The organism is Streptomyces vinaceus (assembly GCF_008704935.1).
Lineage (GTDB): Bacteria > Actinomycetota > Actinomycetes > Streptomycetales > Streptomycetaceae > Streptomyces > Streptomyces vinaceus.
In genome coordinates this window covers 6,758,039-6,771,300 of sequence record NZ_CP023692.1, presented here as the reverse complement: position 1 = coordinate 6,771,300, position 13,262 = coordinate 6,758,039, and the positions used below count along the sequence as shown (strand labels likewise).

Below are 13,262 nucleotides of genomic sequence, written 5' to 3'. Positions count from 1 at the left end.
CCTCTCGCCGCCTGCGGCGTCATCGGGCCGCCGCCCCGCAGGGACGCCGCCCCGGAGGACCCCGATGCCACGGTCCGACCGGCGCCGACCGGCCCGCCGCCGAGCCGCGCTGCCCGCCCTGCTCGCTCTGAGCGGGCGTCAGGTGGGGCCGGTCAGTCTCCCGGCCGGCCCGGGGCCAGCCGTTCGACGACCTCGGCCAGGTCCTCGCACACCCGCTCGATCTCCGCGCGGATGTTGTTCTGCTCGGTGACCATGGCGGACAGCAGCAGGGCCGTCAGGGCCGCCGAGCCGTTGAGCGCCTGGAGGTTGACCATGATCTCGAAGAGGGAGTGGTCGGCGAACGGTCCGACCTCGTCGGTCGCCGCCGAGATCGCGAGGACGGACACGAGCAGGACGCAGGGTGCGCTGCCGGCCAGCTGGAAGCGTACGGCCGACCAGATCAGCAGCGGGAAGACGAGGAAGAGCAGCGACAGCGAACTCCGGGTGGCGACGAGGGCGACGCAGCCGGCGGCGACGGTCAGCCCCACCCCCTCGGCCACCCGGTAGGCGTCCTGCGGCACGCGCACCCGGGGCACGACGAGCAGCAACGGGGTCAGCACCAGCACCCCCATCGCGTCGCCCGCCCACCACGCCGACCACACCGGCCAGAACGCGGCGGGGGCCAGGTCCCCGGTGGCCACCAGCACCCCCGTGCCGATGGACGCGCTGAGCAGCATCGGCACCAGCCCGCCCAGGAAGACGAGGGCCAGGCCGTCCCGCAGCCGGTCGATCTCGATGCGGAAGCCCACGCGGCGCAGCAGTACGTACGCGCACAGCGGCGCGAGGGTGTTGCCCACGATGATGCCGACGTCGGCGAGCTGGAAGCTGGCGAGGTGTTCGATGGCGAAGAACGTCCCGAGGGCGATGCCCGGCCAGATGCGCGGTCCGAACCACAGCAGGGCGGCGACCGCGATGCCGGTGGGCAGCCACAGCGGGGTCACCACCGCGCCCTCGACCACCACGCGCAGCAGGAGGCCGATCCGTCCTGAGGCGTAGTAGGCGGTGGCGACGATCAGGATCCCGAGAAGAGTTCCGCGGAAACGTCGCCATTCCTCGGTGCGCACCACAGCATCAGACAACAACCGCCCGCCCGGGGCGGCCGTGACACGCGCTACCGGCGCGGGGGTCCTGCGGCGTCGTGGCTGAGGACGAGCACCGCCGCGTCGTCCGCGTGGCCGGTGGAATCGGCCACCTTCATGATTTCGGCGGCTATCTCGTCGGGGTCGGCGCCCGCCGCCTCCCGGACCACGCGGGCCACCCGCTCCAGCCCGACGTCGATCGGGAAGGAGGGCCCCTCGACCACTCCGTCGGTGAGCAGGACGATGGAGCCCGCCCGGTCCAGCCTGCGCCGGGTCACCGTGTACCGGGCGCCGGGCTCCACTCCGAGCGGCAGGCCGCCCTCGTCGTCGCTGATGCCGTAGCTGCCGTCGACCGTGGCCCACACGGAGGGCACGTGTCCGGCCCGGGCGCTCTCCAGCGTCCAGGTCCCGGGGTCGAAGCGGAGCAGGGTGCAGGTCGCGAACAGCTCGCAGTCCATCGAGAGCAGGACGTCGTTGGCGCGGCTGAGCACCTCGCCCGGGTCCACCACGACGGTGGACACCGCGCGCACGCCGACGCGGACCTGCCCCATGAAGGCGGCGGCCTCCACGTCGTGCCCCTGGACGTCGCCGATGGAGAAGGCGAGGCCGCCCTCGGCCAGCCGGAAACCGTCGTACCAGTCACCGCCGATGTCCAGGCCGTGCCGGGCGGGGGCGTAGCGGGCCGCGCTGCGCAGCCCGGGCAGGGCGGGCAGGGAGCCCGGCAGCATCTCGCGCTGGAGGGCCTCGGCGAGTTCCACCCTGGCCAGCTGCAGTTCCGCCCCGGCGCGCGCCCGGGCGGTGAGCCGTCCCAAGGTGCCCAGGAGGTCGGCGGCGCTCACCGACTTCGGGGCTCGGCGCGGGGTCATGGACCGCTCCCGGGTGCATCCATAGGTCCCTGCTTATGTCCCTGCTCTCGGCACTGGGCCCCCGGCTTTCGTGTGCGCGCTGCGCTCAAGATCCGAGCACATCATATTTCCGCCATCCGGGGGTCGCGAGAGATGCGGCCCGGGCCGGAGCTCCGCCCCCCCCGGCACCGGCCCGGCCCGACCACAGGGCGTGAGCTATGTTTGAAGACGAGTGACATGAGAGGGAGGCCCATCGGTGTCATCGGGGCAGCAGGCACGCGCACAGGCGGCTGCGATCACGCCGAGTGGGCAGGCGCCGCCGGTCCATGAGCGGGCCCCCGGAGACCGGGTGCGCGCCCTCTTCGACGGCCACCGGCTCTCCCCGGGGCAGCGCCGGATCGCCCAGTACCTGGTCGACCACCTCACCGAGGCCGCGTTCCTTTCGATCACCGAGCTCGCGGAGCGGGTGGGCGTCAGCCAGCCGTCGGTGACACGTTTCGCCACCTCCCTCGGGTTCAGCGGGTATCCGGCCCTGCGCGACGCCCTGCAGCCGATGGCGCTCAGTGCGGTCGCCGGCTCCCCGGAGAGCCGCGAGCAGTTCCGCCGCAACGAGCTCCAGGCGGCCGTGGACGCCGAGATCGTGAACCTGGAGAACGTAAGGCGCCTGCTCGCCGACACCGACCAGGTGCTCGACATCGGCCGGGAGCTGGCCCGCTCGGTGCCGCTGACGGTGCTGGGCCTGCGGATCTCGGTCTCGCTCGCGGAGTACTTCGCGTACGCGGCACGGCGCATCCACCCCGATGTCCGGCTGGTGACACGTGGAGGCAGCGTCGCCTACGACGCCCTGCTCCAGTCCCGGGAGGCGGGCGGGACCTGGGCGCTGGCCTTCGCGATGCCCCGGCACGCCAAGGAGACCCTGTCGGCGCTCCGGGCGGCCCGCAGCGCCGGACTGAAGATCGCGCTGATCACCGACACCACCCTGGGCCCGCTGGTCGACGAGGCGGACGTGGCGCTGACCGCCGGGACCGGGGCGCGACTGGTGTTCGACTCGTACGCGGCCCCCGGGATGCTCTCCGCGGCCCTGCTGCAGGCGATGGCCGACGCGGATCCGGAGCGTACGCAGGCGCGGCTCGAAGGGTACGAGCAGGTCGCCGACCAGCACGGATTCTTCCTGTAAGCCCGATTTTGAACCGGTACGAGGCAGTCCACTTTCACGCCCTGTAGGCGTATGTAATTTTTCATTCTCTTGTCTACTCGACGGTATATATGTTTACTGAGCAGCGCGCCGGATCCACGGACGCCAAGGAGGGCGACCCCACGCCCTCTCAGAACGGACACCCGCGCGGGGCAGCTCCTCCTCCTGCCCCGCGCCGGGTGCCCGTTCCCGGCGCCGGTATCCACCAGAGCGCTTGTGGCGGCCTCGGTCAACCCCTGGGCCGAGGCCGCCCCACCAACGTCTCGATCAGAGTTCGACACCATTCGGAAGCGACGAGAATGCGCCAGACGGCCTCCACCACGCTCAGCCCGGACTGGCCCTGCCAGGTCAAGACCCCCGGCACCCACGACTGGGAACGCACGGCCATGCGGTGGCTGCGGGATCTGCTCCCGGCCCGCTACGGCAGCTACTCGACGCTGACCCGCAGCCCCGTCCTCCTCGCCCGGCACGCCCAGCTCCAGCTCCAGCACGAGATGCGCGCGGTGCGGGTGGCCCTGGAGACCAGCCGGGCCGAACTGCCCGCGATGGGCGTGGCCGAGACCGTCATCGAGAGCTCGATCCGGATGTACGCCGTCGAGCTCCAGCAGCTCGGCCGGCTCTCCCGCGCGGTACGCCTGGTGGGCGACGCGCTGCGGGTCACGCAGAGCTGACGCGGTCCCCCGGGCCCGCCGCCCGGCCTCCGGGGCGTGACCTGCCGGGCACTGCGTCGTTGAACACGGCGGTCAAGCGAAGTGCACCAGTGAAGTCCCGGGTCTCCCCGCGAGGCCCGGGATTTCGCTTGCCCGGACCCGGGCGCCCGCCCGGCTCGGCGCCTCCTGGGCGGAACTCGCTGGTCAGGGGTGACGGCGGGTGACAGACTGGGGCGGCTTCAGGTCGACCAGGAGGACACATGGCACAAGAGTCGGACACCCCGCAGGACGAATCGCCGGCCGAGGAGGCCAAGCGCAAGTTCCGGGAGGCCCTCGACCGCAATGCCCGCAGTGCCCACGCACAGCAGGCCCACCAGAGCCGGGCGAAGATCCAGGGCGCCAGCGGAGGCGCGGGCGGCAAGAACAAGAAGACCCGCCGCAAGACGGGCTGACCGCCCGCGGCCGTCTCCACGGCGATGCCCTGAAGATGTCGGACGGAGGGGCCGTCTCCAGCTCACAGAGCCGGAGGCGGCCCCTTTCGCGCGCCTGGTAACAGCTTTCGCGGGCCTGGTCACAGCCGACGCACTGGGCCACCCGGGTGACAGCCGATAACCAAGCGGGCGGATTGCAGTTGATCAGCTCGTCCCGCCGGGGGCAGCCATCACATGCAACAGAGCGACAGAAGGAACCTCCTCATGTTCAAGAAGATCATGGCCACCACTGCGGTCACCGCCTCCGTGCTGGGCCTCGGTGCCGCGGTTGCCGCCCCGGCGATGGCGATCGGCAACGACAACGGCGTCAACACGGTCAACGGCAACGACGCCGCGCAGATCTACGGCAACCAGGAGACCAAGGGCGCGCAGAGCCCGCAGCTCAGCCTGGTCCAGGGCTCCCTCAACAAGCTCTGCGTCGGCCTGCCCGCGAAGGTCAACGCCCAGTCGCTGGTGGCCGTCATCGCCAACGTCGGCGTCCAGGACATCAACGTCCTGCACAACCCCATGAACCAGCAGTGCACCGAGAACTCCACCCAGGCCAAGGGCGACGACTCGGCCTCGCACATCCTGAGCAACATCCCGGTCCTCTCCGGCAACCTCTCCGCCGGCAGCTGACCTCGGCAGGACCAGCGGCAGGACCAGTGACGGGGCCCGTATGCGCGAAGGCGCGTACGGGCCCCGCCCGTTTGCGGGAGCGGGCGGCCCGGGTGTTGTCCGAAACGGATGAATACTGGTCTAGACCTTGACAGGTCCAGACCAGCTTCGCTTCAGTGGCCAGGAATGCCCCCCACGGCAATTCCCCCCACTGAAGGAGCAGTTACGTGATACGTGCGCTTCGCCGCCGCGCCCTCGCCCTGGCCGCCGCGGCCGCCGCCACCATCGGCCTCGCGGTCGCCCTCCCGGCCTCGCCCGCCTCCGCGGCCGCGGCCTGCGCCTCCCCCTGGTCCTCCTCCGCCGTCTACACCGGGGGTATGAACGCCTCGTACAGCGGCCACAACTGGCAGGCCAAGTGGTGGACGCAGGGCGAGACGCCCGGCACCACCGGGCAGTGGGGCGTCTGGTCCGACCTCGGCACCTGCGGCGGTGGCGGCGGCCAGGACCCCGACCCCGGCAACCCGTCCGGATTCGTGGTGTCCGAGGCCCAGTTCAACCAGATGTTCCCGAACCGGAACTCCTTCTACACGTACAACGGCCTGGTCGCCGCGCTGTCGGCGTACCCCGGCTTCGCCCACACCGGTGACGACACCGTCAAGCGGCGCGAGGCGGCGGCGTTCCTGGCCAACGTCTCGCACGAGACGGGCGGGCTCGTGTACATCGTCGAGCAGAACACCGCGAACTACCCCCACTACTGCGACCAGAGCCAGCCGTACGGCTGTCCCGCCGGGCAGGCCGCCTACTACGGCCGCGGCCCGATCCAGCTCAGCTGGAACTTCAACTACAAGGCGGCCGGGGACGCCCTCGGCATCAACCTGCTCGCCAACCCGTACCTCGTGGAGCAGGATCCGGCCGTCGCCATGAAGACCGCCCTGTGGTACTGGAACACCCAGAACGGCCCGGGCACCATGACCGCGCACGCCGCCATGGTCAACGGGGCCGGATTCGGCGAGACGATCCGCTCCATCAACGGCTCCCTGGAGTGCAACGGCGGCAACCCCGCCCAGGTGCAGAGCCGGATCAACGCCTATCAGTCGTTCACGCAGATCCTGGGCGTGAGCCCGGGCGGCAACCTCGGCTGCTGAACCCCGCCCGCCGGCCCGGCCGCCACTCCGCGCGCCCTCAGTGGGCGCGCAGGGTGGTGGCCAGCTGGGCCCGGGAACGTACGTCGAGCTTCTGATAGATCCGGGTCAGCCGGGCCTCGACCGTCTTGACGCTGACGAACAGCTTCGCGGCGGCCTCCTGGTTGCTGGCGCCCCCCGCGACGAGCAGCGCGAGCCGGATCTCGGCCTCCGTCAGCGCCGCCAGGGCCACGGCCGCGCCGCCGCCCGGGGCGGGGGCCCCCTCCCGGTTCTCCGCGGCGAGTTCGGCCCAGGGCTTCGCCCCGGCCGCGGTGAACACCTCCGCGGCGGCCCGCAGCGCGGCGCGGGCCGGGGCGCGACGGCGTCGGCGCCGTTCCACCCGGGCCAGGGCGAGCAGCGTACGGCCGCGCTCCAGCGGCAGCTCCAGCGAGACGAACCGCCGGGCCGTGGCCTCCAGCAGGTCCACGGCGGCGTCGGCCTCGCCCTGCGCGGACAGGCACAGGCCGCGGGCCCGGTCCAGGGCGGCGACCACGGCGGTGCGGCCCAGTCGGAGGGCCACCGTACGGACGGCGCCGATCAGTTCGGCGGCCTCGTCGGGCGCGTCGGCGGCCACCAGGGCCTCGGCCAGCTCCCCGTGCCAGCGCAGGATCGAGGGGTCGACGACCTGCTGGGCCTCTTCCAGTTCGGCCACGCGGCGCAGGGTGGCCACGGCCCTGGCGGCCTCGCCCGTCGCCAGCTCGGTCAGGCCGAGCGCGTACAAGCTGCGCGAGAGGAACACCTGGTCGTGTTCCTCCTCGGAGGCCTGGATGCCGCGCCGGGCGTACGCGGCGGCGCGCGCGAAGCTGCCGCCCATCGCCTCCGCCATCGCGGAGGCGTACCAGGCGGGGCCGGGCGAGAGGCCCGCCTCGATGGTGAGTTCGAGGGCGCGGCGGGCGTGCGCGGAGGCGGACGTGCACCGGCCGCGGCGCAGTTCCACCTCCGTGAGGCTGCGCAGGACCTCGAAGACGTCCTCGGCGGATCCGGTGCGCCGCACGGCGGGGAGCAGGACGAGGAGCTGGCTGCGGGCGTCGTCGACGCGGTCGTCGAACAGGGCGTGCCGTACGGCGAGGTACTGGGGCGCGTTGCGCATCCCGAGCGGCACCTCGGGGGCCGGCAGGGCCAGCGCCTCGGCGAGGATGTCCTCGGCGTCCGGATCCCCGAGGATGCGGCCCATGCGGGCCCGTACGGTCAGGGCCATGGCCTCGGCGACCTGGTCGCCGCCGAGGGCGGCGAGCGCGCCGGCCTCGGCCGCGGCGTCGCGGGAGCGTACGGGGTCGCCGTCGCTGAGGTTGTACTTGGTGGCGATACGCAGCTGTACGGCCGCCTGGAGGGCGGGGTCCCCGGCGGCGTCGTCCATGGCGTACGCGAAGGTCTCGTCGAGCGCGGCGAGGGCCTGTCCGGCGGCGTCGATCACGGCGAGCCGGGCCCGTACCCGGTCGGCGGGCGAGGCGTCGCGGGCCAGTACGGCGCGGGTGGCGCGGCGGGCGAGGTCGGCGCGGCCGGCCCAGCCGGCGTCCTCGGCGGCGCAGACGAGGCGGGCCAGTTCGTCCCCGGGCCGGTTGGTCGGCGTACGTTCGGCGGCGAGCAGCCCGAGTTCGGCGGCCAGGGCGCGCTGGCCGCGTCTGCGGCAGGCCGCGGCGGCCTCGGTGATCTCGGCGGCGAGCCGTTCGTCGGGGGTGTCCACGGCCAGCGCCCGGTGGCGCACGGCCTGGACGGGGTCGTCGACGGCGGCGGCGAGCGCGGAGTGTCCGGCGGCGCGTTCGGGCCAGCCGGCGTCGGCGGCCAGGGCCATGGGCAGGGCCCCGGCGGTGAAGGCGACCGCCCCGTCCTCCCCCACGGTGACCAGCGCGGCCCGTTCGGCTTCGGCGAGTTCGGCCTCGGCGTCGGGGCGGCCGGCCCGGCGCAGCAGGGCGGTGGTCGGCCGGGCCGCGAGGGCGGCGAGGAGCAGGGTGCGGCGGGCGGGGGCCGGGGCTTCGGCGAGGAGCCGGCGGGCGACCTCCCGGGCCCGGCCGGACAGGGGCAGGGGGTCGGCGTGGTGGGCGCTGGCGTCGCGGGCCTCGGCGGCTTCGGCGAGGGAGTGGCCGAGGGCGAGGGCGAGGCGCGGGTTTCCGCCGCTGGCCTGGTGGATGCGGCCGGCGAGACGGGCGGGGAGGCCGTGGCGGGCGAGGAGTTCGGCTATCTCGTCGGCGCCGAGCGGGGGCACCCGTATCGCGGGGGTGCCCGGGCCGCAGAGGGGGCCGCCGACGGGGGCGCCGCCCTGGACGCATTCGGCCACGAGGACCCGTACGCCGGGCGGGGTCAGCCGCAGGGCGAAACGGAGCAGATCGGTGCTTTCCGCGTCCAGCCACTGAGCGTTGTCGAGGACGAGCAGGACGGGGGTGCGGGCGGCGATGGTGCGCAGCACCTCGACCACGGCCAGGCGCAGCGCGACGTGGTCGCGGCCGGCGCGCGGTGCGTCGGCCTCCCGGCGCAGGAGGGCGATGGCGGTGCGCTGGGGTCCCGAGAGGCGGTCCAGGGCGAAGCAGGGCACGGAGGCGAGGAGAGCGGCGGCCGAGGCTTCCGGTATCCACTGGTCGGCGGCCTCGGGGGCGAGGCGCAGCACGGTCTCGTGCCGGGCCTCGGCCGCGGTCGCGACGGCGCCGGCGACCTCGGTCTTGCCCGCGCCGGCGGGTCCGGTGAGGAGGGCCCGCCCGTGCGCGGTCAGCGCGCGTTCGACCTCCTTGATCAGTTCACCGTGTCCGACGGTCGTGTCAGCGTTCCCCGTCGCCGCCACCACGCACAGCCACCAGCCTCTCGTCCCCACTTCTGTGCATCTCCTGTGAGACGCGACAATACGAGGTCGGATGCCGGGTGGACCCGGATTGTGACGCAGAATTCAGTCAGCTCTGGGGAAACGGCTGCGGACCTGCGGATACGAGGTGTATCGGCAGGTCCGCGGGCTCATTGGTCCGTACTGGGGCGGCCGGCCGGGTGGTGCCGGCCGGCGCGGCCCTCAGGTCCTCAGAAGCCGAGGCTCCAGAAGTCGATGAAGCCGGTGTCGCCGCCCGCGTTGTCGTTCACGCGGAGCTTCCAGGTGCCGTTGGCGACCTCCGAGGAGGCGTTCACGGTGTACTGCTGGTTGATGTTGGCGGTGCCGCCGCCCGCGCGGTTGTGCAGGTTGTAGACGGAGCCGTCCGGGGCGACGAGGTCGACCTTCAGGTCACCGATGTACGTGTGCACGATGTTCACGTTCACCTTGAGCGCGGCCGGGGCGTTGCCCGCGACTCCGCTGACGGTGATCGGGCTCTCGACGGTGGTGTTGTCGAGAATGTTCACGTTCGTACCGTTCTCGAAGCCCGGGGCGGGCGCCGAGGTGACGGCGGTGATGGTCGCGGCGGCGTCGGCGATGCCGGTGCCGCAGCCGCCGGTGCAGGTGCCGGGCAGCGGGCGGGCGTTGGCCTTGATGGCCGACTCGACCTGCGCCGGGGTCAGCGAGGGCTTGGCGGCGACGACGAGGGCGGCGAGGCCCGCGATGTGCGGGGCGGCCATGCTGGTGCCCTGGTACGGCTTGTAGATCTCCGAGCCCGGGGTGGTGGCGCCGTTGTTCAGCGTGGAGAGGATGCCGTTCTCCGGGGTGGTGACGGTGCCGGGCGTGTCGGTGGCGCGGCGGGTCTCACCGCCCGGGGCGGAGACGTCGACGCGGCTGCCGTAGTTCGAGTAGAACGAACGGTCGCCGGTGCGGTTGGTGGCGGCCACGGAGACCACGTTGTTGCAGCTGGCGGGCGAGAAGCCGGCCGCGTCCGCGTTGCTGTTGCCGGCGGCGACCACGACGGTGGTGCCACGGGCGACGGCCGCGTTGATGGCGTTCTGGTAGCTGGAGGTGCAGGCGCCGGAGCCGCCGAGGCTCATGTTGATGACCTTGGCGGGGGTGGCGTTCGCCGGGATGCCCGCGACGGTGCCGCCGGAGGCCCAGGTGATGGCGTCGACGATGTCGGAGGTGGTGCCGCCGCACTTGCCGAGCACGCGGACGGGCTGGATCTTCGCGTTGTACGCGATGCCCGCGACGCCCTTGGCGTTGTTGGTGGCGGCGGCGATGGTGCCCGCGACGTGGGTGCCGTGCCAGGAGGAGCCGCTGGCAGAGGAGCCGGTGCCGCACTCGCCGGCCGCGCTCCAGTCGCCCGCGTCGGCGGGGTCGTTGTCGCGGCCGTTGCCGTCACGGGCGCCGGCGGCGTCGGAGATGAAGTCGTAGCCCGCGACGATGTTCGGGGCGACGTCCGAGTGGGCCACGTAGCCAGTGTCGATCACGGCGACGGTGACGCCGGAGCCGGTGGTCTTGTCCCAGGCGGCAGGAACGTTCATGCCGCCGGTGGGCTCGAAGAGGTCCCACTGCTTGCCGTACTCGGTGTCGTTCGGGGTGGCCATCGCGTAGGCGCGGGAGTCCGCCTCGACGTAGGCGACGTCCGGGTCGGCGCGGAACTGGGCCATCACGTCGGCCGCGGCGGCCGGGGCGACGGATCCGCCCAGGTTGACGAGGGCGGCACCGGTGCCGAGGCGGCGGTCGAACTTCGCCTTCTTGCCGGCCTTCTTGCCCTTGGCGGCCGCGTCGTCGGCGGCGGCCTTGTTGGAGCTGGCCTCGGTGGCCGAGGACTTGTAGCCGACGATCAGGTTCTGCACCGGCGCGGCGTCCGGAGCGGCCGGCGCCCCCGCGGCCGGCAGGGTGGAGGCGGCGGCCGGGGCCGGCGCGGGCTCCGAGGCGGCGAGAGCCACGGAAGCGGTGGCGGAGCCGGCGAGGAGCGTGACGGACATCGCCACCACGGATATGAGCCTGCTACGTCTCGTTGCGTGCACGGTGTTCCCTTTCGCGGGCCCGGTTCCGGGCAGGCCGGAGCGGGCGGTTGGAGCAGTGTGGGAGGTGAACCGGCGACTACGGGGCCGGGGACGGGTCGGTCAAGCCCGTCCCGGCCACCGCTGCTCGCCGCGTTGTCCCGGCCGCTTCGGCGGGGCTGGGGCAACGGCGGTGCGGGCGATCCACCCGCCCGGACGGCTTCGCACCATGTGGGGTTGGCGCGGGGTCCGTTCGGGACGGGAGAGATCGCCGGTGGGCAGACAGTAGGCAACGCGAGGATGAACCCGATACAGGGAAAACCCTTGTCCGCACCCCTGCCGCCCCCCCTACACCTCCCCCGGACCCTACCCCCCGCCCGGACGCCCCCGACTCCCAGGTCCCCCGCTCTCCACCACCCCGCATCCCCCACCCGAACCCCCCGCCCCACCCTCACGCCACAACCCCGGACGAACCCCCCGAATCGGCCGGTGGGCGTCAGGGGCGGCCGTGGGTGCGGAAGTAGGTCCAGCTCGTCTCGTTGGGTTCGGTCCATTTGTCCGGGGCGTGGGCGTACTCCGGGTGGCGGGCCGCGATGTAGGCGCGGGTGCGCTCCGGGACCTCGGCGTACGAGGCCAGCTTGCGGCCGCGGCAGTGGAAGGTGAGACCGCCCGGGCTCTGCCCCTGTTCCATCCACGGCAGCCACGGTGACATCCGCGTCCAGGTCATGGTGGACGGGACGCTCGGCTCGTCGGTGGTCAGCACCGTGGCCGGCGCGAAGAACTGGAAGAGCTCCAGCGCCCGGTAGGTGTCGTCGGCGGAGTTGAGCGGGTAGTCGGCGACCGGCAGCGGCGAGGGATAGGCGAGCGGGATCTCCAGGCTGAAGCAGACCTGGTCCCCGAGCTCGGTCAGCGGGACCGGGAAGGGCCGCAGCCGCAGATTGGCCGGATCGTTCCAGACGTGGATGACCGGCTTGTCCTCCCAGGTCTCCAGGATCTCCCGGGTCTGCGGATCCAGGTAGAACGCGGCCTCCCTGGTCAGCAGTTGGAAGCCGCCGCTCTCCGCGTCCGGGACGAGCCGCGCGACGTTGAGGCCTTCGAAGCCGAAGAGGCGCCGGTAGGGCTGGTCCGGGGCCCAGGAGTAGATGTCCCCGGACCACCAGAAGGTCACCTCGCCGCCGTCGAGACGGGCGCGGGTGCGGGCGAACGCGTGCAGGAGCTCAGCGGGTGTCATGCCGGTCACTGTGCGCGGTGCTCCGGCGGCTCGGCAAGCACGCGGGGCCACCCGGCGGCGGGCTCCGGCCGGCATGCGGGACGCCAGGTTGACGCTGCGACGCGCAGCGGCGACCGTGACCCGCATGCGGAACGAACGCCGAATGCTCACACTGCTCGTCTGCCTGGTGCTCGGCATCGGGCTGACGGCGGCCGTGCTGGGCGCCACCCGGGCCTCGGGCCCCGACGGGAGCTCGCATTCCGGGATCAACTCCCGGGACTACGTGGACATACAGGACGTACCGCCCGGCCCTCGCGATCCGGCCCCCGGACCCGACGCCTCGACGGGCACCGTGACGGTGGACTGCGGGCGCAACGAGGAGCGCCACTACAACGAGGACAACCTGGTGGTGTCCCCGGGCCTGCGCTCGGGCGCCCACCACACCCACGCGTACGTCGGGAACCTGTCCACCGACGCGATGTCGACCGACGCCTCCCTGGCCGCCGCCGCGACGAGTTGCCGCGGCGGCGACCGCTCCACGTACTACTGGCCGGTCCTGCGCCGCACGGACCGGGCGGGCAGCCACCCCCACGAGAGCTCGGCCGGGCACGGCAACACGGGCGAGATCCTGCCCGAGGCGGCGGTCTCGGTGGAGTTCCGCGGCAGCCCGGTGGGCAAGGTGGTGCCGATGCCGCGCTTCCTGCGGGCGATGACCGGCGACGCGGTGGCGGCCACCGCGGCGAGCGACGCCGACGTCCGCGCCCGCTGGGGCTGTTCCGGCTCCCCGGACCGCTCCACCACCCGCTACCCGCGCTGCCCCGCCGGCGAGCGCCTCACCCGTACGCTCACCTTCCCCAGCTGCTGGAACGGGCTGGACACCGAGAGCCCGGGCCACCGCTCGCACCTCGTCTTCCCCGCGGCCAACGGCGTCTGCCCGCAGGGCACGTTCGCCGTGCCCCAGCTGCGCCTCTCCCTCGCGTACGACGTGCCGCCGGGGGTGCCGGTCGCCGTCGACTCCTTCCCCGAGCAGCGGCACAGCCCGAAGACGGACCACGCGATGTTCGTGGACGCCATGACGGACGCGCAGATGGCCGCCGTCGTCGACTGCCTCAACGAGGGACGCGGCTGCCGCGCCTGAGAGCGCCGGCACGCTGTTGCGGAGTGACGGGGGT

Annotated in this window: 11 protein-coding genes; 6 read left to right on the top strand and 5 right to left on the bottom strand. The window is 73.1% G+C overall.

Going from position 1 to position 13,262, the window contains the following annotated elements; translation table 11 throughout:
- Positions 1–152: 152 nt before the first annotated feature.
- Positions 153–1,106 (bottom strand): MASE1 domain-containing protein, encoded by a 954-nt coding sequence (locus tag CP980_RS30515; RefSeq protein WP_132759912.1) that lies wholly within the window; start codon positions 1,104–1,106, stop codon positions 153–155.
- A 44-nt stretch (positions 1,107–1,150) separates the two neighbouring features.
- Entirely contained in the window at positions 1,151–1,984 is an 834-nt protein-coding gene (locus tag CP980_RS30510) for a PP2C family protein-serine/threonine phosphatase (RefSeq protein ID WP_132759911.1), read from the bottom strand.
- 235 nt (positions 1,985–2,219) lie between these two features.
- Between CP980_RS30510 and CP980_RS30505 the strand changes: the two genes are divergently transcribed.
- From CP980_RS30505 to CP980_RS30485, 5 genes are all read left to right on the top strand, one after another.
- Positions 2,220–3,140 carry a MurR/RpiR family transcriptional regulator gene (locus CP980_RS30505; protein ID WP_030160961.1) on the top strand — a complete coding sequence of 307 codons (921 nt, stop codon included), beginning with the start codon at positions 2,220–2,222 and terminating at the stop codon, positions 3,138–3,140.
- A 317-nt stretch (positions 3,141–3,457) separates the two neighbouring features.
- Positions 3,458–3,829 carry a hypothetical protein gene (locus tag CP980_RS30500; RefSeq protein WP_132759909.1) on the top strand — a complete coding sequence of 124 codons (372 nt, stop codon included), beginning with the start codon at positions 3,458–3,460 and terminating at the stop codon, positions 3,827–3,829.
- Positions 3,830–4,068: 239 nt separating this feature from the next.
- Positions 4,069–4,260, top strand: a complete 192-nt coding sequence (locus tag CP980_RS30495) for a DUF5302 domain-containing protein (protein ID WP_030160954.1) — start codon at positions 4,069–4,071, stop codon at positions 4,258–4,260.
- Between the two features lie 243 nt (positions 4,261–4,503).
- The gene (locus tag CP980_RS30490; protein ID WP_132759908.1) at positions 4,504–4,917 is read left to right on the top strand and encodes a rodlin; all 414 of its coding nucleotides are present in this window, start codon (positions 4,504–4,506) and stop codon (positions 4,915–4,917) included.
- 206 nt (positions 4,918–5,123) lie between these two features.
- Positions 5,124–6,041, top strand: coding sequence for a glycoside hydrolase family 19 protein (locus CP980_RS30485; RefSeq protein WP_132759907.1), 918 nt, complete (start codon positions 5,124–5,126; stop codon positions 6,039–6,041).
- A gap of 37 nt (positions 6,042–6,078) precedes the next feature.
- On the opposite strand, the gene CP980_RS30480 is transcribed toward CP980_RS30485, so the two are convergent.
- The 3 genes from CP980_RS30480 to CP980_RS30470 all read right to left on the bottom strand — a co-directional run bounded on the left by CP980_RS30480 (position 6,079) and on the right by CP980_RS30470 (position 12,111).
- Positions 6,079–8,880 carry a LuxR family transcriptional regulator gene (locus tag CP980_RS30480; protein WP_229906997.1) on the bottom strand — a complete coding sequence of 934 codons (2,802 nt, stop codon included), beginning with the start codon at positions 8,878–8,880 and terminating at the stop codon, positions 6,079–6,081.
- Positions 8,881–9,077: 197 nt separating this feature from the next.
- The gene (locus CP980_RS30475; protein ID WP_150530409.1) at positions 9,078–10,862 is read right to left on the bottom strand and encodes a S8 family peptidase; all 1,785 of its coding nucleotides are present in this window, start codon (positions 10,860–10,862) and stop codon (positions 9,078–9,080) included.
- Positions 10,863–11,376: 514 nt separating this feature from the next.
- Positions 11,377–12,111, bottom strand: a complete 735-nt coding sequence (locus CP980_RS30470; protein WP_132759906.1) for a DUF1838 family protein — start codon at positions 12,109–12,111, stop codon at positions 11,377–11,379.
- 124 nt (positions 12,112–12,235) lie between these two features.
- Between CP980_RS30470 and CP980_RS30465 the strand changes: the two genes are divergently transcribed.
- Positions 12,236–13,228: a DUF1996 domain-containing protein gene (locus CP980_RS30465; protein ID WP_132759905.1), complete on the top strand. Its 993-nt coding sequence runs from the start codon at positions 12,236–12,238 to the stop codon at positions 13,226–13,228.
- Positions 13,229–13,262: the final 34 nt, after the last annotated feature.